Source organism: Pseudomonas protegens CHA0 (assembly GCF_000397205.1).
In the GTDB taxonomy this organism is placed as follows: Bacteria; Pseudomonadota; Gammaproteobacteria; order Pseudomonadales; family Pseudomonadaceae; genus Aquipseudomonas; species Aquipseudomonas protegens.
The window spans coordinates 6606078-6624149 of record NC_021237.1; the positions used below are offsets into that span (position 1 = coordinate 6606078).

17 protein-coding genes are annotated in these 18072 nt (G+C 63.5%); 6 read left to right on the top strand and 11 right to left on the bottom strand.

The features are described from left to right. Nucleotides 1-98: 98 nt before the first annotated feature. Together PFLCHA0_RS29665 and PFLCHA0_RS29670 are read right to left on the bottom strand one after the other, a co-directional pair. Nucleotides 99-680: a mechanosensitive ion channel family protein gene (locus PFLCHA0_RS29665; RefSeq protein WP_011064165.1), complete on the bottom strand. Its 582-nt coding sequence runs from the start codon at nucleotides 678-680 to the stop codon at nucleotides 99-101. Continuing rightward, complete coding sequence (locus PFLCHA0_RS29670) at nucleotides 680-2590, bottom strand: ATP-binding cassette domain-containing protein (protein ID WP_011064166.1); 1911 nt, start codon at nucleotides 2588-2590, stop codon at nucleotides 680-682. The genes PFLCHA0_RS29665 and PFLCHA0_RS29670 overlap by 1 nt, the downstream gene beginning before the upstream one ends. 50 nt (nucleotides 2591-2640) lie before the next feature. On the opposite strand from PFLCHA0_RS29670, the gene PFLCHA0_RS29675 reads away from it, so the two are divergent. After that, a complete protein-coding gene (locus PFLCHA0_RS29675) occupies nucleotides 2641-3105 on the top strand; it encodes a TIGR02444 family protein (protein ID WP_011064167.1) in 465 nt (154 codons plus the stop codon). Here the strand turns inward: PFLCHA0_RS29675 and PFLCHA0_RS31510 are convergent. Continuing rightward, nucleotides 3102-4250 carry an AlgP family protein gene (locus tag PFLCHA0_RS31510; protein ID WP_080644470.1) on the bottom strand — a complete coding sequence of 383 codons (1149 nt, stop codon included), beginning with the start codon at nucleotides 4248-4250 and terminating at the stop codon, nucleotides 3102-3104. The genes PFLCHA0_RS29675 and PFLCHA0_RS31510 overlap by 4 nt on opposite strands. A gap of 193 nt (nucleotides 4251-4443) precedes the next feature. On the opposite strand from PFLCHA0_RS31510, the gene PFLCHA0_RS29690 reads away from it, so the two are divergent. Further along, the gene (locus PFLCHA0_RS29690; RefSeq protein ID WP_015637447.1) at nucleotides 4444-5109 is read left to right on the top strand and encodes an FKBP-type peptidyl-prolyl cis-trans isomerase; all 666 of its coding nucleotides are present in this window, start codon (nucleotides 4444-4446) and stop codon (nucleotides 5107-5109) included. A gap of 60 nt (nucleotides 5110-5169) precedes the next feature. Here the strand turns inward: PFLCHA0_RS29690 and PFLCHA0_RS29695 are convergent, their stop codons facing one another. The 7 genes from PFLCHA0_RS29695 to PFLCHA0_RS29725 form a co-directional block, all read right to left on the bottom strand. Continuing rightward, nucleotides 5170-5628 (bottom strand): Rsd/AlgQ family anti-sigma factor, encoded by a 459-nt coding sequence (locus tag PFLCHA0_RS29695; protein WP_011064170.1) that lies wholly within the window; start codon nucleotides 5626-5628, stop codon nucleotides 5170-5172. Between the two features lie 207 nt (nucleotides 5629-5835). Beyond that, the gene (locus tag PFLCHA0_RS29700; protein ID WP_015637448.1) at nucleotides 5836-6357 is read right to left on the bottom strand and encodes a disulfide bond formation protein B; all 522 of its coding nucleotides are present in this window, start codon (nucleotides 6355-6357) and stop codon (nucleotides 5836-5838) included. Nucleotides 6358-6510: 153 nt separating this feature from the next. After that, complete coding sequence (locus PFLCHA0_RS29705; protein WP_011064172.1) at nucleotides 6511-7749, bottom strand: heme biosynthesis protein HemY; 1239 nt, start codon at nucleotides 7747-7749, stop codon at nucleotides 6511-6513. Next, on the bottom strand, nucleotides 7746-8885 hold the full coding sequence (locus PFLCHA0_RS29710) for a uroporphyrinogen-III C-methyltransferase (protein ID WP_011064173.1): 1140 nt from the start codon (nucleotides 8883-8885) through the stop codon (nucleotides 7746-7748). The genes PFLCHA0_RS29705 and PFLCHA0_RS29710 overlap by 4 nt, the downstream gene beginning before the upstream one ends. A gap of 17 nt (nucleotides 8886-8902) precedes the next feature. After that, on the bottom strand, nucleotides 8903-9670 hold the full coding sequence (locus PFLCHA0_RS29715; protein ID WP_011064174.1) for a uroporphyrinogen-III synthase: 768 nt from the start codon (nucleotides 9668-9670) through the stop codon (nucleotides 8903-8905). Then, nucleotides 9667-10608, bottom strand: a complete 942-nt coding sequence (gene hemC / locus PFLCHA0_RS29720; RefSeq protein ID WP_011064175.1) for a hydroxymethylbilane synthase — start codon at nucleotides 10606-10608, stop codon at nucleotides 9667-9669. Before hemC ends, PFLCHA0_RS29715 begins: the two co-directional genes overlap by 4 nt. Before the next feature lie 126 nt (nucleotides 10609-10734). Then, nucleotides 10735-11481 carry a LytR/AlgR family response regulator transcription factor gene (locus PFLCHA0_RS29725; protein WP_011064176.1) on the bottom strand — a complete coding sequence of 249 codons (747 nt, stop codon included), beginning with the start codon at nucleotides 11479-11481 and terminating at the stop codon, nucleotides 10735-10737. A gap of 626 nt (nucleotides 11482-12107) precedes the next feature. Between PFLCHA0_RS29725 and argH the strand changes: the two genes are divergently transcribed. Further along, nucleotides 12108-13502, top strand: coding sequence for an argininosuccinate lyase (gene argH, locus PFLCHA0_RS29730; protein ID WP_015637449.1), 1395 nt, complete (start codon nucleotides 12108-12110; stop codon nucleotides 13500-13502). A 51-nt stretch (nucleotides 13503-13553) separates the two neighbouring features. On the opposite strand, the gene PFLCHA0_RS29735 is transcribed toward argH, so the two are convergent. Continuing rightward, nucleotides 13554-14201, bottom strand: coding sequence for a glutathione S-transferase (locus PFLCHA0_RS29735; RefSeq protein ID WP_015637450.1), 648 nt, complete (start codon nucleotides 14199-14201; stop codon nucleotides 13554-13556). Nucleotides 14202-14326: 125 nt separating this feature from the next. On the opposite strand from PFLCHA0_RS29735, the gene PFLCHA0_RS29740 reads away from it, so the two are divergent. The 3 genes from PFLCHA0_RS29740 (at nucleotide 14327) to PFLCHA0_RS29750 (ending at nucleotide 18067) form a co-directional block, all read left to right on the top strand. Next, nucleotides 14327-14611, top strand: coding sequence for a hypothetical protein (locus tag PFLCHA0_RS29740; RefSeq protein ID WP_011064179.1), 285 nt, complete (start codon nucleotides 14327-14329; stop codon nucleotides 14609-14611). A 194-nt stretch (nucleotides 14612-14805) separates the two neighbouring features. After that, nucleotides 14806-15051 carry a TIGR02647 family protein gene (locus tag PFLCHA0_RS29745; protein ID WP_011064180.1) on the top strand — a complete coding sequence of 82 codons (246 nt, stop codon included), beginning with the start codon at nucleotides 14806-14808 and terminating at the stop codon, nucleotides 15049-15051. A 169-nt stretch (nucleotides 15052-15220) separates the two neighbouring features. After that, nucleotides 15221-18067 (top strand): class I adenylate cyclase, encoded by a 2847-nt coding sequence (locus tag PFLCHA0_RS29750; RefSeq protein WP_015637451.1) that lies wholly within the window; start codon nucleotides 15221-15223, stop codon nucleotides 18065-18067. Nucleotides 18068-18072 lie beyond the last annotated feature (5 nt).

Sequence of the window (18072 nt, forward strand, 5' to 3'; positions counted from 1 at the left end):
GGATCGAATTGGTCGTGACTGCCTAAGCTAATCCTCCGCTTGGCGGCTGACCATATTTTTTTCGCCCAAAGGTGATGCAACGGCTACAGAGGAAGGGGTTACTTTTCGCCGCTGCCCACGGGCAGCACATCAGTGCCACGCCAGCGGCGCACCGAGCGCTGGAAGAACAGGCTGTTGGGCACCTGGACCATGGCGCTGCCGGTGCCGGCTTCCTCGGCTTCGATCAGGGTGGTGTACAGCAGGTTGATCGCCACGACCCGGCCCTTGACCCCAGGCTTGTCGACGGTGTCCACCAGCTCCACCACGTCACCCAGGCGGAACGGACCAACCGTGAAGATCAGGATCGCGCAGAGCAGGTTGGAGAGCACGCTCCACATGGCGAAGAAGGCCACCGCCGCCACGGCGACGAAGCCTGAAAGGGCGGTCCACAGCACCGTGGCGGAAACCCCCAGCCGCTCCAGCACGAAGATCACCGCGCTGCCCATGATCAGCCAGCGCAGGCCGCCCCGCAGGGGCATCAGCAACTGCGGCGGGAACGGGTAGCGCTCGCCCAGGCGGGTCAGGCCACGGGCCACGAAGCGCTGGGCCAGGTAGCCCGCCAGGAGGATCAGCAGGATCTGCACGCCAATCCACAACGGGCCGATCCACTGGGCCGGCAACGGTAATTGCAGCGCCTCCATCAGGACAGCGCCTCCAGCTCGGCCTGCATGCTTTCCAGCAGTTCCAGGGCCTCCATCCAGGCTTCTTCCAGCTCGGACTCACGGGTCTTGAGCTTGGCCTGCTCGGCCAGCAGATCCCGCAACTCATCCTTGCGCGCAGCCTCGTACAAACCGCTGTCGCCCAGGCTGGCCTCGATCTTGGCCAGGCGCTCATGCACCTTGCCCAACTCGGCTTCCAGCTTGTCGGCCTCGCGCTTGTGCGGTGCCAGTTGCTGACGCAACGCCGCGGCGGCCTGGCGCTGGGCCTTCTTGTCGGTCTTGTCCGGGTTCACCGGTGTGTTGCTGACCGGGGCATTGCGCTGGCGGTAATCCACCAGCCAACGGGTGTAGTCGTCCAGGTCGCCGTCGAACTCTTCGACCTTGCCGTCGGCCACCAGGAAGAAGTTGTCGGTGGTGCTCTTGAGCAGATGGCGATCGTGGGAGACCACCAGCACCGCACCACTGAACTCTTGCAGGGCCATGGTCAGGGCCAGGCGCATCTCCAGGTCCAGGTGGTTTGTGGGTTCGTCGAGCAGCAACAGGTTGGGCCGCTCCCAGGCGATCAGGGCCAGGGCCAAACGGGCTTTTTCACCGCCGGAGAAGTTCAGCACCGGCTCGTCGATCCGTGCGCCGCGGAAGTCGAAACCGCCGAGGAAGTCGCGCAGGGTCTGCTCGCGCTCGGTGGGCGCCAGGCGCTGCAGATGCAGCAAGGGGCTGGCCTTGGAGTCCAGGGAATCGAGCTGATGCTGGGCGAAGTAACCGACAACGGTGTTCTCGCCCCGGGTCAGGCGCCCGGACAGCGGCTGGAGTTCGCCGGAGAGGTTCTTGATCAGGGTCGACTTGCCGGCGCCGTTGGGCCCCAGCAGGCCGATCCGCGCGCCCGGAGTCAGCTGCAGCTTGACCTTCTCCAGGACCGCACGCTCGCCATAGCCCAGGCGGGCATCGGAGAGGTCGATCAGCGGGCTGGAGATCTTCGTCGACTCACGGAAGGTGAAATCGAAGGGCGAATCGACGTGTGCCGCCGACAGCTCCTCCATGCGCTCCAGGGCCTTGATCCGGCTCTGTGCCTGCCGGGCCTTGGTGGCCTGGGCCTTGAAGCGGGCGATGTAGCTTTCCATGTGCGCGCGCTGCGCCTGCTGCTTCTCGTAGGCTTGCTGCTGCTGGGCCAGACGCTCGGCACGGGCGCGTTCGAAGGCGCTGTAGCCACCGCGATAGAGGGTGATCTTGCGCTGGTCGACGTGGGCCACGTGATCGACCACGGCATCAAGGAAGTCCCGGTCGTGAGAGATCAGGAGCAAGGTGCCGGGGTAACCCTTGAGCCACTCTTCGAGCCAGATGATGGCGTCGAGATCCAAGTGGTTGGTAGGTTCGTCGAGCAGCAGCAGGTCCGAGGGACACATCAGCGCCTGCGCCAGGTTCAGGCGCATCCGCCAGCCCCCGGAGAAGTCGCCGACCTGACGGTCCATCTGCTCGTTGGTGAAACCCAGGCCAGCCAGCAGCTTGCGCGCCCGCGCGTCGGCGGTGTAACCGTCGGCGCTGTCCAGCTCGGCATGCAAGCGCGCTTGCGCGGCGCCGTCCTGGGCCGCTTCTGCAGCGGCCAGGTCACGCTGCACCTGGCGCAGGCGCAAGTCGCCGTCGAGCACATAGTCCACCGCCAGGCGCTCGAGGGTATCGACCTCCTGGCGCATGTGGGCGATGCGCCAGTCGGCCGGCAGGAAGCAGTCACCCGAGTCCGGGTGCAGCTCACCGCGCAGCAAGGCAAAGAGGCTGGATTTGCCGGCGCCGTTGGCACCGATCAGGCCGGCTTTCTGGCCGGCGTGCAGGGTTAGCTCGGCGTCTTCTAGCAGACGTTGCGGGCCACGCTGTAAAGTCAGGTTCTGAAGTCGAATCATAATGGCGGCGGAGTCTACCAGCTTCGTTAGCAACTGGCGCGAGTAGCAATATGTCCCCTGACCTGTGGAGCTTTGCCCTGAAGACCTACGCCCTGCCCGGTGTGCAGGAGGCCTGCCTGCAGCTGCAGGATGGCGGGGCCAATGTCTGTCTGCTGCTCTGTGGCGCCTGGCTTGGCCAAAGGGGGGTCGACTGCGATAAGCAGCGCCTGCAAGCGCTCGAAGAGTTGGCTGCGCCCTGGTATCAGGAGGTGGTCGAACCCCTGCGCAAACTGCGGATTGAGTGGCGAGCCGCCGCGGCCAGCGACGTGCAACTGAGCACCTTGCGCGAACAACTCAAGGCCCTGGAGCTGGATGCCGAACGGCAGTTGCTGCTGCGTCTGCAGGAAGGGGCACGAAAGTGGCCCGAAGCTCAGGCCCGGAGCCTGAATGACTGGCTGGAAGGACTGGCGGCCGAAGCCGCCGTCCGGAACCGCAATGCGCTGCAGGTACTGCGCATCGCGGTGGCCGGCGCTTAGGAAGCGCTGGAAGGGTTGCTGGCTGGAGCCGACGCAGGAACAGCAGGTGCACTTGCAGCTGGTGCCGGCGAGGCAGCCGGAGCAGGAGTTGCAGGCTTGGCCGCTGCGGGCGCGGGAGCTGCAGGTTTGGCAACTGGAGCAGTTGGCTTGGCTACAGCAGGCTTGGCGGCTGCGGGCTTGGCAGCAGGCTTTTTCGCGGCCGGCTTGGCAGCGGGTTTTGCTGCGGGTTTGGCGGCAGCAGGCTTGGCGGCAGGCTTGGCCGCCGATGCCGCGGCTGGCTTGGCAGCTGCAGGTTTGCTCGCGGGTTTGGCCGGAGCTTTTGCAGCGGCGGGTTTCGCTGCTGGTTTAGCGGCCGGTTTGGCGGCAGCCGGTTTAGCCGCAGCGGTCTTGGTGGCAGCAGGTTTCGCTGCTGGCTTGGCGGCTACGGGCTTGGCGGCAGGTTTAGCAGCTGGCTTGGCCGCAGCGGCTTTGGTCGCAGGCTTCGCAGCGGGCTTGGCGGCGGGCTTGGCGGCTGGCTTGGCGGCTGGCTTGGCAGCTACCGGTTTGGCAGCCGCCGCTTTGCCGGCAACAGGCTTGGCCGCTGGTTTGGCAGCAGGCTTGGCGGCTGCGGTTTTGGCCGCGACGGGCTTGGCTGCACTGGCAGCAACAGGTCTTTTCGCCGCCGGCTTGGCAACAGGTTTGGCCGGTGCCTTGGCAGCAGGCTTGGCCGCTGGTTTTTTAGCTGCTACCGCTGCCGGCTTGGCATCACGAGAGCTCAATGCCTTGCCTACCGCTTCCTTCACACGACCCACGCCTTGAGCCAGTTTCAGGCTCTCCTGGGCATCGCGCTTGAGTTGCAGAATGTAGCTGCGGGTTTGTGCCTGACGCTCTTTCAGGGCGTCCAGCAAGTCTTCGAGTTCCTTGACCGCGGTCTTCGCCTTGGCTTGTGCCTTGGCCTTGCCGGCCGCCGCAGCGTCCTGCAGTTTGGTGCGCGATTTGTGCAGTTTTTCCTGCGCCTTGCCCCGTTGTTTTTCCAGCTTGGCGAGCAGTTTTTCAGCATCAGCCAAGGCTTGGGAACAAGCGTTTTCCAAATGTTCGAGCAAGCTGCCCGACAGCTGTTGGAGCAAATGCAACGGAGTATTTACAGGCTTCTTATTGGCCGACATGGTTTACCTCCTGGCTGACGTGAGTTGCGGCTCATACTAGACCTCTGCTGCTACCGCCGCTAGGGCATGTTGACAGTATCGAAAGCCTGGCGTTGCAGCCGAACGAAAATGTTCTTCGCCCCCATCGAAGTTGCTCACCAACGAGCGCTTTGTCGCTGGCATAATCCACCGCAACTCAGGCCGGAGAGTGCCCATGTCGCGTTACCTGTTTTTATCCTTGAGCCTGTTCTTGCCACTGGCTCAGGCGGCTGCCGAAGCACCATCCAACAACGCTCACGATCTTGCCTACAGCCTGGGGGCAAGCCTCGGTGAACGCCTGCGCGATGAGGTGCCCGACCTGCAGATCCAGGCCCTGGTCGAAGGCTTGAGGGCCGCCTATCAAGGCAAGCCTCTGGCGCTGAAAAGCGAACGCATCGAACAGATCCTTGCCGAGCACGACGCACAGATCAGCGAACAGTCGGCCAAGTCTCAGACAGAGATCGCGCTGAAAAACGAACAGCGCTTTCTCGATGAAGAAAAGGCCAAGCCCGGGGTCCGCCAACTGGCAGACGGCATCCTGCTGACCGAGTTGAGCCCTGGCAGCGGCAACAAGGCCAGCCCCAACGGCTCGGTCCAGGTGCGCTACACCGGGCGCCTGCCAGACGGCACCGTGTTCGATCAGACCCAGCAGCCGCAATGGTTCCGCCTCGACAGCGTGATCGCCGGCTGGCGTAGCGCACTGTCGCAGATGCCCACCGGAGCCCGGTGGCGCCTGGTAATCCCGTCGAACCAGGCCTATGGCACCGAAGGCGCCGGGGACCTGATCGCGCCCTACACCCCACTGGTGTTCGACATCGAATTGCTCGGTGTCGCTGGCTGAAGCGCCACAACGAAAAACGGCACGCCGAGGCGTGCCGTTTTTCCTGGTAGGTTCCTGTGCTCAGGCCTGAGCCACAGCTTCCTGCTTGTGGGCGTTGTGCAGCACTTCGATCAGGCAGTCTTCCAGCTCGAAGCGTTCGTGCAGCAGGCCACCGAGTTCCTTGAACTTCTGCGCCACGCACTGGCCGGCGTCGCACAGGTCATTGAACGCCAGGAGCTTTTCGGTGATCACGTCGATGCGTGGGTAGAGGGTGTCGGCCAACTCCAGCCCGCGCTTGTCGCCAAACGCCTTGGCTTCGCTGGTCAGCTGTTCGTAGATTTCAAAATGGCCGGCGGAAACGTAGTCCACCAGGATCCCGCAGAATTCCTGCAGCGGCTTCTTGCTCTCACTCAGTGCCTCGGGCTCCGCGCCCAGCGCATCATAGGCTCGAACCAGTTCGTGACGCTCCTGCAACCAGCGGTCGATCAGCAGATGCACTCCACCCCAGCGTTCCTGAGCATTCTGACAACTTTCGAGCATGGTGATCTCTCTTCCCTTATGGGTCATGCCGCTTGCCCGCCGCTCCTTTCTGGAGACTCTGGATCCGGTCAGGCACAACAGCATCGAGCAACATAATTCCAGTGACAGGTGCGGGCCAGATTATGCCCGCTCGACTACAGCATCAAGGTACGCAGGAGATAAAGTTCATACAAGCGTTTAATCCCCGCCCTCCTGCCAAACACTGACTCAGGGCAACGCCACGGCCTTGCGCACGCCCCGTAGCTGACGCCACAGGCGGTAGCCGCTAAAGATCAGCATGATCACGAAAAACAGCAGGCTCCACTCCGGCAAGCTCATGTCCAGCAGGGTCCAGGTGACCTCAGCGCAATCGGAGGTGCCCATGAAAGTCAGCTTCAACGCCTGCCACCAGGACAGCTGGCGGAGCATGAAGGACATGTCCGGCAGGCAGGCCAGCAACTGTTCGGAAGGAATGTTCTGCAACAGCACATGGCGTCCCGCGGTGACCACCCCCAGCAGGCCCAACAGCAGGTTGAGCCCCCAGTAGACCGCCCGCCCCACGCGCCCTGGCCCCTGGATCACGGCCAGCAGATTGACCCCACCCAATGCCAGCAACAGCAGGCGCTGCACGCCCCACAGCGAACAGGACTCGAGGCCGCCACCCGTTTGCAGGTTGAACGCCGCCCACGAGGCCAAGGCCCCCACCAGGAACACCAGGGAGAACAGCAAGCGGGAGCCGGCCAGCGACATGAGATATCCGTAACGGGAGAAACAGGCAGCCACGGTAGAGAAAGCGCTCGCTGCTTTCAAGAAGCGCTATGTCGCAACCGATCGACAACAGCGCCGCAGGTACAGCAGCAAAAGGGCCGGTTGCCTGAAACAGGCAACCGGCCCCGGGCCACCTCAGGCCCGCACCGGGACCGGCAGCGGTGAGGCCAGTAGGCGCTCATCGAGCATGCCCAGACCTTCCTGGAACAGTTGGTTACTGCGCTCGGTATCCCCCAGCTGTGCCAACAGGCGCGCCAGCTCCGCACAGGCTTCGGGGTTGCGTTGCAAGCGCAGGCTGCTTTCCAGATAGTCCCGGGCCTTGCCCCACAAGCTGTTCTGCAGGCACAGGCGGCCCAGGGTCAGCAGCAGGCTCGGATCGTCCGCATGCTCTTTCAGCCAGTGCTCGGCAGTCTGCAACTGGCGCGACGGATCGCTGCCACGCACCAGGCCATAGAGCCGTGCCAGGTGGCTTTCGTACTTGCGTTTAATTGCCGTGCGCAGGGCCTCTTCCGCCTCGGCCCCCGCGCCCAGTTGACGCAGTTGTTCGGCATAGGCCAGCACCAACTGCGGCTCCTGGCGCTGTGCCGAGGTCAACTGTTGCCAGGCACGATTGAGAGATTGCAGGCCGGCAACCTCATCTTCTTCACGACGCGCGGCCAGGGACAGGTTTTCACCCCAGGCCCGACGTTCCAGTTCCTGCAGTTCGCTGGCCGGCAGCGCCTTGTCCTTGCGCAACTCGGGCAACAGACGGATCAGGGCCGACCAGTCGCCACGCTGCTGATGCAGGCGCTGCAACTGGCGCAGCACCTGGACACTATGGGGATGGCGCTCATGCATGGCCTGCAGGGTGCTCAGGGCTCCCTCGGTATCGCCGCGATCCGTCTGCAGTTGGGCGTGGCTCAGGGCCACGGCCAGCTCTGCCTGGGGCTGGCGGGTCAGCGCCCGCTCCAGCAACCGGTCGCATTCTTCATAGTGGCCCTGCTCGTTGGCCGCCCGGGCAGCGCCGAGGTAGTAGAGCAGCGGCTGGCGCTCGGCCTCGGCGGCACGCTGCAGGTGCTTTTGCGCGCTGGCCCAGCGCCCTTCGGCGAGGTCCATCTGGCCCTGCTCGATGGCGATCTGCACCCGGCGGCTGCGATTGCGCCGTGACCAGGGATTGACCACACCACCGGACACCATCACCAGCTCGATCAGCAGCTTGATGCCCCATACCACCAGCCAGACCAGCGCCACCAGGGCCAGGGTTGCCCACAGGCTCGATTCGTAACGGAAGTTGCTGTAGGCGATCAGTACGTACCCGGGATGCTCGGCAATGGCCAGACCCAGCAGGCCGATGGCCGCAATGACCAGCAGGACGATCACATAGGTACGCTTCATGGGCTCGTCTCCTGGGCGTTGTTCGCCGCAGGTTTGGCCAGAGGCTTGACCGACTCCTCGACATTCAGGTTACGCCGCTCCAGGTAGGCCTGGACCGTACTCAGGGTCTTGGCCAGGTCCGGGGTGACGACCGTCACCGGCTGCTTGCTCAGCTCGGCCAGGCGCTCGAGCATGATCTTGCTTTGCGGGTTGTCCTGATTGAAGTTGCCGGTGAGCACGTCGCGGGCTTCGGTCAACGCCTGGGTATAGACCGCGGCCTGGCCGTTCAGGGCAGCCCACTGCGCCTGCTCCAGCGCCAGGCTCAGGGCCAGGCGCACTTGGGTCAGGCCCTGACCGGCCAGCAAGGGGCGGATGTTCTTGTCGGCGTTGAAGTCAATGCGGAAATAGCGCGAGATCTGATCCCACCACTGGGCCCAGCGGCTGGCGCCGTCACCATCGGCTGTCAGGCCGAGCAGCGATTCACCGCGGTCCTTGTACTCCGGAGCCACGGCGCTCAGTTCCAGCACCTGGTCACGCAAGGCCCCCAGTTGCAGGAACAGCCCGGTGCGGTCCGGCTGCTCGGTGCTGCGCAGGGCCGCCAGGCTCTTGGCCAACTGCTCGCGGGCTGCGAAGGCTCCCGGATCGTTTTGTTCCCGCAGGATATCGTCGGCGCCCTGGACCAGGGCCCTAGCGCTGCTGATGTCCTGCAGCGCCGAAAGACGCAGGCTGGCCAGGCGCAACAGGTGCTCGGCTTCCGCCAAGCGCCAGTCCTTGCGGCTGGCGCCCAGTACGGTTTCCAGGCGCTGGTTCAGGCGCTGCTGGTCACCCTGCAACTGGGCCACCAGACGCCGCCGGTCTTCCAGCTCATCGGCCGCGGGCAGTTGTTCCAGGCGTTCGCTCAAGCGCTGTTCGCTGAGCTTGAGACTCTGGGCCTGATCCCCCAGGGCCTGCAACTGACTGAACTGCTGCTGGTTATTGGCTTGCAGGTGGCGCACCTGCCAGATCCCCCAGCCACCAACGGCGACGCCCGCCGCCCCCAGCAGCAGGGCCAGAATTGCCAACCCGTTGCCACGACGCTCAACGGTTGGTTTCGTGGGTTCAGCAGGTGTCTCGGGCACCGGCTGGGCTTCATCTTTAGGCAAGGCTGTTTCGCTCACGTATCCATCCTTTGCGTTTAGAGAACGGGCACGGGTTGCTCCCGTAACGCCGTTAGCAAAGCCGCGGCACTGGCGCCGCGACAATCCACAACTTTTTCCGCCCCTGCGGCGTGCGCCATGTCGGCGACCCGGGGGCTTGGAACAAACAACGGCATCTTCGCCAGTTGCGGCCAGGCGGGCCCCGCCAGCTGCCGCAAGTGGCTGAAACCTTGTCCACTGCTGACCACCAGCCCGTTCAAGCGTTCCACTTCAATCCGCTGGAGCAACGCGCCTTCGGCGTAGTGCGGCAGGCAGCGGCGGTAGAGTTCCAGATAATCGACACTAGCACCTAGGGCGCGCAAGCGCTCAGAGAGCAGCTCGCGCCCACCCTCCCCGCGCACGATCAACACCCGTGGATCAGGCCGGCGGATAGCCTCGCGCAATTGGGGAAGTTCAAGCAAGGCTTCACTGTCATCGCCCTGCTGGGGATAGGCCACTGGCAAGCCGGCATCCGCAAGGATCTGCGCGGTAGCGGCGCCTACGGTGAACCAGGCCTGGTCTGGTGGTTGCGGCCAATACTGGCGCAACAGCTCCAGGCCAAGATGCGCCGCCGGCTTGCTGACCACAATCACCGCACAGTACTGGTCGAATGCCAGCAGGGTAGCCCGCTGCGAGTCACTGACCGGCAACGCCTGGATTTCCAGCAATGGCAGGCTGCTGCTCAAGATCTCGGACTGCGCCAGGATCGCCGCCAGCGCGGCGCAGTCCTCGGCCGGCCGGGTCAGCAGCAGGCGCCAGCCAGTCACTCCTCGCCCGCCTCGCCGTAGACCGCGCGCAGAATGTCATCGGCGCCCTGGGCCAGCAGGGCATCCGCCACTTGCACACCCAGCTCGGCGGCCGATGCGCGAGGGCCACGAGCTTCGGCGCTGAGCAGCAGGCCGCCGCTAGGCTCGCCCACCAGGCCGCGCAGCCAGATCTGCTCGCCTTCCAGCACCGCATAGCAGGCAATTGGCACCTGGCAACCACCGTTGAGGTGCTTGTTCAGTGCGCGCTCGGCGGTTACCCGGCTGGCCGTGTCGGCGTGATGCAGGGGGGCCAGCAAGGCGTGGATTTCAATGTCGGCACTGCGGCACTCGATGCCGACGGCGCCCTGGCCACCGGCGGGCAGGCTGTCGTCGACACTGATGGAGGAGCTGATGCGATCCTCGAATCCGAGGCGGATCAAGCCAGCGGCCGCGAGGATGATGGCGTCGTATTCGCCAGCGTCCAGCTTGGCCAGACGGGTATTGACGTTGCCCCGCAGAAAACGGATCTGCAGGTCGGGGCGACGGGTCAGTAACTGAGCCTGACGGCGCAGGCTGGAGGTGCCCACCACGCTGCCTTCAGGCAACTCGTCGAGGCTGGCGTAGGTGTTGGAAACAAAGGCATCACGCGGGTCTTCGCGCTCGCAGATGCAGAACAGACCCAGGCCTTCGGGGAAGTCCATGGGCACATCTTTCATCGAGTGCACGGCGATATCAGCCTGGTTTTCCAGCAGCGCGGTTTCCAGTTCCTTGACGAACAGACCCTTGCCACCGATTTTCGACAAGGGCGAGTCCAATAGTTTGTCGCCGCGGCTGACCATGGGCACCAGGGTCACGACAAGACCCGGATGGGCCTCTTGCAGACGGGCTTTGACGTATTCGGCCTGCCACAAGGCCAGAGCACTTTTGCGGGTAGCGATGCGGATTTCGCGAGAGGACATGGATCAATCCGTACTGAATAGATACGGCAGATAATAACAGCTCAACCAAATCAGCTTTGACTTGTATCAGAAACCTAGCCTCCTCCCGACGCCAGGCTTCACCCATTGCAGGGGTCAAACCCTGGCCTAGAGCTGTTGCATCATCTTGCGCACGCCCGCCACATGCCGCCGGCTGACAATCAGCGCATCGCCATTGAGGCCCTTGAGGTACAACTGGAAGTGCCCCAACGGTGTGCGCTGCAGACGCTCGATACGCTCGCGGGCCACCAGCGCATTGCGGTGGATACGCACAAAGCGGTCGCCGAATTCATCTTCCAGAGCCTTCAGGGGCTCATCCAGAAGCACCTCGCCGCCCTCGTGGCGCAGGGTCACGTATTTATGGTCGGCGATGAAATACACCACCTGGGCCAGGGGGATGAGCTCGATGCCTTTGCGCGTACGGGCGCTGATATGGCTGCGCGGGCCGTTACCGCTTTCGGCCGCGGGCCGGGTCAGTGCCGCCAGTTGTACACGGTTGGGCTTCTCGGCCTTTTTCAAGGCCTCCAGCAACAGCTCGGAGCGCACTGGCTTGACCAGGTGGACGACGCCGCTGGCATCGAAGGCCTCCAGGGCGAATTCGTCCGGCGCAGCGCAGAACACCAGCGCCGGAGGCGTCTCGCGCTCGCACAGCTTGCCGGCGACCTGCAGACCGTCCAGCCCTGGCATGCGGACGTCGAGCAAGACGATATCCGGCTTCAGGCTGTCGATCAGGCTCAACGCCTCTTCGCCATTGGTGGCGCTAGGCTCCAGGACACTGTATCCCTCGAGCTCACTGACCATCCGGCTCAGGCGCTCGCGGGCTAGGGGTTCGTCATCAACGATCAGGACATTCATATTGCGCTGGATTCCTGCGTGAGTCTCGCACAAGGATAGCGTAGACAGGTGGAGTGACGTCCGTCACCGCGATCCACGCTAAGACTAGTGCGAAGGCCAAAAAGTGCCGCAAGTCGGGCACCAATATTTGCCCGTGCCTGCCCGATACCGCTCAAGGTCGGCTGATGCGCGACGACGTCGCAGGGAATGCTGGTATTCAACACAAAGCCCCCCTCGTGATTGTGGTCGCCGCCCACCCTGCCCGCACCCGTCTCGTTTGGTGGACGGATTGCCTGGCCCTGTGCGGTGTGAACTTGCTGGAGGGGCCCACTGCGAACACGCGAGGGGTGTTACGCAATTGTGCCGGTCCTCCTGTCCAACTGTAGACGGTTGCCAAGACGATATTGCTCAATCGATAAATATCGTTTGACCGATATCACCTTCCGCACTCAAGGCGCTCACCTCGCAGGAAGCACCTACGACTGCGCCGACCTCAGTCTCTGCGCCCCCGAGGCCGGCGACAAGCCACCCAGGTGTCCGGCGCAGAAAAAAGCTGCCGACCAGCGCCAGCGACAGCCCGGGCAACCCTGTTATTATCGGCGCCTGTTTTTCACGCCATCTTCCTTCAGCAGATCACGAGCGAATTCATGAGCACTGACAAGACCAATCAGTCCTGGGGCGGCCGCTTCAGTGAACCCGTCGACGCCTTCGTCGCCCGCTTCACCGCCTCTGTCACTTTCGACCAGCGCCTGTATCGCCATGACATCATGGGCTCCATCGCCCACGCCACCATGCTGGCCAAGGTCGGCGTGCTCACTGATGCCGAGCGCGACAGCATCATCGACGGCCTGAAGACCATCCAGGGCGAGATCGAGGCTGGCCGTTTCGACTGGCGCGTGGACCTCGAAGACGTGCACATGAACATCGAAGCGCGCCTGACCGACCGCATCGGCATCACCGGCAAGAAACTGCACACCGGCCGCAGCCGCAACGACCAGGTGGCCACCGACATCCGCCTGTGGCTGCGGGACGAGATCGACCTGATCCTCGGTGAAATCACCCGCCTGCAAAAAGGCCTGCTGGAGCTGGCCGAGCGTGAAGCCGAGAGCATCATGCCGGGCTTCACCCACTTGCAGACTGCCCAGCCGGTGACCTTCGGCCACCACATGCTGGCCTGGTTCGAGATGCTCAGCCGTGACTACGAGCGCCTGGTGGACTGCCGCAAGCGCACCAACCGCATGCCCCTGGGCAGCGCCGCGCTGGCCGGCACCACCTACCCGATCGACCGCGAGCTGACCTGCCAGTTGCTGGGCTTCGAAGGCGTGGGCGGCAACTCCCTGGACAGCGTTTCGGACCGGGACTTCGCCATTGAATTCTGCGCCGCTGCCAGCGTAGCGATGATGCACCTGTCGCGGTTTTCCGAAGAGCTGGTGCTGTGGACCAGCGCGCAATTCCAGTTCATCGACCTGCCGGACCGTTTCTGCACCGGCAGCTCGATCATGCCGCAAAAGAAAAACCCCGACGTGCCGGAACTGGTACGGGGCAAGAGCGGCCGGGTATTCGGCGCGCTGATGGGCCTATTGACCCTGATGAAAGGCCAGCCCCTGGCCTACAACAAGGACAACCAGGAAGACAAGGAACCACTGTTCGACGCCGCCGATACCCTGCGCGATTCGCTGCGGGCCTTCGCCGACATGATCCCGGCCATCAAGCCCAAGCACGCCATCATGCGCGAGGCGGCCCTGCGCGGTTTTTCCACCGCCACCGACCTGGCGGACTACCTGGTACGCCGTGGCCTGCCGTTCCGCGACTGTCACGAAATCGTCGGCCATGCGGTGAAGTACGGCGTGGAAACCGGCAAGGACCTGGCGGAAATGAGCCTGGAAGAGCTGCGCAAGTTCAGCGACCAGATCGAACAGGACGTGTTCGCCGTGCTGACCCTGGAAGGCTCGGTGAATGCCCGTAACCACATCGGCGGCACCGCACCGGCCCAGGTCCGGGCGGCAGTGGCCCGCGGCCAGGCCCTGCTGGCCAGCCGCTAAGCCCTTGCGAGCCTGCCCACACCGGCATCCTCTGCCGGTGCGAGCAGGTTCCTAGCGCCCTGACCTTCTGGCGGCCATCAGTGCCGCCTTGTCAGCGGCGATGCGCCGAGCGTTGGGGGTCTGCTCCAGGCGCTCGAGCAAGGCCCGGGCCTCGGGCATCTCGGCCAAAAAATCGATTCCGAACAACTTGTCCCCGACTATCAGGGCAAGGTTCACGCTGTACTGAAAATACAGGTCCGCCACACTCAGGCTGGCGCCCGCTACATAAGGGGCGAACCGGGCATGCCGGCGCAATGCGGCAAAGCCTTGTAGCAATTCGATCCCGGCCCTCTCCTTGATCGCCTCGGGCAGGGTCGCGCCGAAGAACGCTTCAGGGAAACAGGCCCGGGCCGGCAGCTCTATGTACAGTTCGATCTCCTTGGCCAGTGCCAGCACCTGGGCACGTTCGAACGCATCCTTCGGCAACAGCGCCGGCGCCGTCCGCACCTGCTCCAGGTAATCGAGAATCGCACTGGTTTCGCTGATGAAGCCCTGCTCCACCTCCAGTACCGGAACCTTGCCCCGAGGGCTGATAGCCAGCGCCTCTGGGCTCTGGCCGGCGTAGAACAGCACCTCTTCGAAAGGCAGCCCCTTCTCCAGCAAGGCCAGCTTGACCATGTTGTAGTAGTTGCTGATGGCGAACCCATAGAGCTTGAACATCCCGTAGCCTCCAGGCCGTGCAGGGGTTGGCAGGGGGTTTTTATAGAAGGTTAATCCCACTCTGGCCAGCAGCATCGAGCCGCTGAATACGAGTAAACTGGCGACCTTTCCTTGAGGAGCCTGCCATGAGCGAGCCAACCGATATCGACACCGACGAAGAAGAGTTCGCCGAAAATACCCTGATCGAAGCGATCGAGAACCAGATCGAAAGCGACAACCCACCAGCGGCCAAGGCCACGTTCAACAAGCTCACCCTGGTGGGCTACGAGCGCGAGGAAATCCTCAATCTGATGGCCCATGTACTGGCGATCGAGATCGACGCCATCCTCGAACAGGACCGCGCCTTCGACACCCAATGGTACGAAGCCGCCCTTCGCGCCCTGCCGGAACTGCCTCCCGAAAAGCAGTGACACCGCGCTGCCGGAGCGCAGGCTCCGGCACTCTTTCCCGCCCGTGCCTCGCGCCCCGACTACACTGCCACCACCCTGCGGCCAAATACCGCTGCACCCGGGGATAAAACTCCTCAGCGAACGCTGGACACGCCGCCTTTCTGCGTTCACCTTAAGAACGCTGACCTCTAATTCCTAGAAAGTCTGGAGTCCTTATGTCGTATACCCCTGAGTTGGTTGCCGAACTGGAAATCCTTGCACTCTTCAACCTGGACAACTCCCAGGAAGGCCTGAAAATCCATCAGACCGCCGCCCCTTCTGCCATCGCCGCCGCCCAACGCCTGTTTGACAAGGAACTGATCACCCAACCCGATGGAGGCTATCTGACCAGCCTCGGGCGGGACGCCGCTGAACATGCCCAGGGCCTGCTGACCATCCTGAACGTCAAAGAAGTCGCCTGAACAACCTGCATCGGCCTGCGGGGTTCCCGTCTGTCGGATTCCGTAGGCGCCTCCTTCTGAATACGCTAGAAATCTGGCGTCAAAAAATAAAATCAGTTTAAGGCTGAGCCCTGTCTGACGGTAAACTGCTCGCCGTCTTCAATACCGCCACGTTCGAGCTCCGCTTGAAATGCCCCATACCCATGAAATCCGTCCCGATCTGGATGAAGGAATCGATCGCAAGGTTCTCAGCCAACTGCGTGCGCGTTTCCTGAAGCTCAATGAAGGGCGCATGGCCCGGGCAATGGAAGGGCTGTCGACACGCCAGCAGTTGGTCCTCAACCTGTTGCCGCTGTTCTTTCACGTCAATCACCCGTTGTTGCCCGGTTATGTATCCGGAGCCACCCCGGCGGGGCTTTCCTGCTACGAACCCGACCCCCAGGCCCTGGCCGAAGCCCAGCGCCTGACCCGATCGTTTTCCTACAAGCCGCGCCACGGCAACCCGCCACGGCCGATTCATGGCCTGTTTCTCATGGGCAGCCTGGGGACCCTGGCCCAGGCAGACCAGAGCGACATGGACGTGTGGGTGTGCCATGCGCCGGATCTGGGAGAAAACGAGTTGGCCGAGTTGCAGAAGAAGTGCCAATTGCTGGAGACCTGGGCGGCCGGCCAGGGTGCTGAAGCTCATTTTTTCCTGATCGACCCCAATCGCTTTGTCCGCGGGGAGCGGGACACTCAGCTGAGTTCGGACGACTGCGGCACCACCCAGCACTACCTGCTGCTGGACGAGTTCTACCGCACCGCGATCTGGCTGGCCGGGCGCACGCCGTTGTGGTGGCTGGTACCGGTGTACGAAGAACGCCGTTACGAACAGTACATCGACACCCTGCTGTCCAAGCGCTTTGTCCCCGCCGAGGAAAACCTCGACCTGGGCCACATGGCACGCATTCCGCCCGGCGAGTTCATCGGCGCCGGGCTGTGGCAACTGTTCAAGGGCATCGAGTCGCCCTACAAGTCCGTACTCAAGCTGCTGCTGATCGAGGTCTATGCCAGCGAGCATCCCAAGGTCCAGTGCCTGAGCCTGCGCTTCAAGCAGGCGGTGTTTGCCAACCGCCTGGACCTGGATGAGCTGGACCCCTACATCGTGGTCTACCGGCGCATCGAGGAATACCTCAAGGCTCGCGGCGAGCCGGAGCGCCTGGAGCTGGTACGGCGCAGCCTGTACCTCAAGGTCAACCGCAAGCTTACCGTCGGCAACACCACCCGCAGCCCGAACTGGCAGCGCGCTCTACTGGAGCGCCTGGCCAGTGAATGGGGCTGGGACCAACGCCAACTGGCCTTGCTGGACAGCCGCAGCCAGTGGAAGGTGCGCCAGGTCAGCAGCGAGCGCAGGGCCCTGGTCAACGAGCTCAACTACAGCTATCGCTTCCTGACCCAGTTCGCCCGCACCGAGCAGGCCGCCAGCCTGATCAACAAGCGTGACCTGAATGTCCTGGGCCGGCGCCTGTACGCGGCCTTCGAGCGCAAGGCCGGGAAGATCGAGTTCATCAACCCCGGCATTGCCCCGGACCTGGCTGAAGACACCCTGACCCTGGTGCAGTCGCCGAACAAGAAGGAACCCGGACAGAACCATTGGGGACTGTACAACGGCAGCCTGACCGCCCTGGAGTGGGAGCATTTCGCCCCGATCAAGCGCAGTCGCGAGCTGCTGGAGCTGCTTACCTGGTGCCATCGCAACGGCGTGATCGACAGCAGTACCCGCCTGGCCCTGCACCCGGGCAGCAGCGACCTGAGCGAATTCGAACTGTTCAACCTGCTGGGCAGCCTGCAGCAGACCGTGCCACTGCCTTTGACGACGGTCAGCGAGGAACAATTGCTGCACGCCGCCGTGCCCTGCGAAGTGCTGATCCTGGTGAACGTCGGGGTCGACCCCCTCAAGCACCACCGCGACCTGAACATTCTGATGACCACCGAGCGCACCGACTCCCTGAGCTATGCCGGGGTACGCGAGAATCTGGTGCTGACCCTGGATCAGGTCACCCTCAATAGCTGGAACGAGGTAATGGTCGGCCGCTACGACGCCGAGCATGCGCTGCTCGACTGCCTGCGGGACTACCTGAACAATCTGCCGGGCGGCACGCAGCCGCGGCTGCGGGTACGCTGCTTCTGTCACAACCGCGCGCAATTCATTGCCCGCCGGGTGGAAGAACTGTTCGAAACCGCGCACAACCTTTTGCTCAGCCAGCTCAACTACCGCTACCTGATCCAGGTGCAGCAGCACTACCACGTGCTTGAACTGGTGCCCGGGCAGGTTCGGCACCGGGCCATGGCAACCCCTGCCGCATTGCTGGAGTACCTGGGGCAGGAGCAGAGCCGCTACAGCCCACTGCACCTTGACCCGATGGCCCTGGAAGACCACGACCTGGCGCTGATCCTGCCCATGGGCCAGCCGGACTGCATCCAGGTGTTCTATCGGATCATCGACGAGTACGCGGAGCTTTACGTGCTCGATGAGTACAACGCGCTGTGGCAGCAGACCCTGCCCTATCACGACGAACACAGCCTGCTGGTGCCCCTGCAGCGCTTCCTGCAGTCGATTCTCTACCGCCGCGAGGCGCTGCTGCCGATGGACAGCAACCAGCCCGAGAAACCTTTGGACACACTCTACTTGCAGATTCTGCCCTCAGGCACGGGCCGCGCACGTCGGGTAGAGCCGCGGCCAGCCCCACCGACGCCGGTGGACAAAGCCTTCTATGACGTACAGGCGATCATCGGCAAGGCCGCACCGGACCAGGTGCAGGTCTCGCTGTACTGCAATCAACGGGAGTTTTCCGATCTGGAATATGGCGATCAACTGTTCGCCGCGGTGGCCCAGGAAATCGTCGGGCAGCGCCATGAAACAGAGCGCTATCGCTGCTACATCACTGACCTGGATCTTTCAGGGCTGCTCGGTGACGTGCAAAGCCCGAGCATCCTGTATCTGCGCTACAAGGCCAGCCTGGAGCGCGCACTGAACGACGCGCTCGAGCAGGTCTAGCCAAG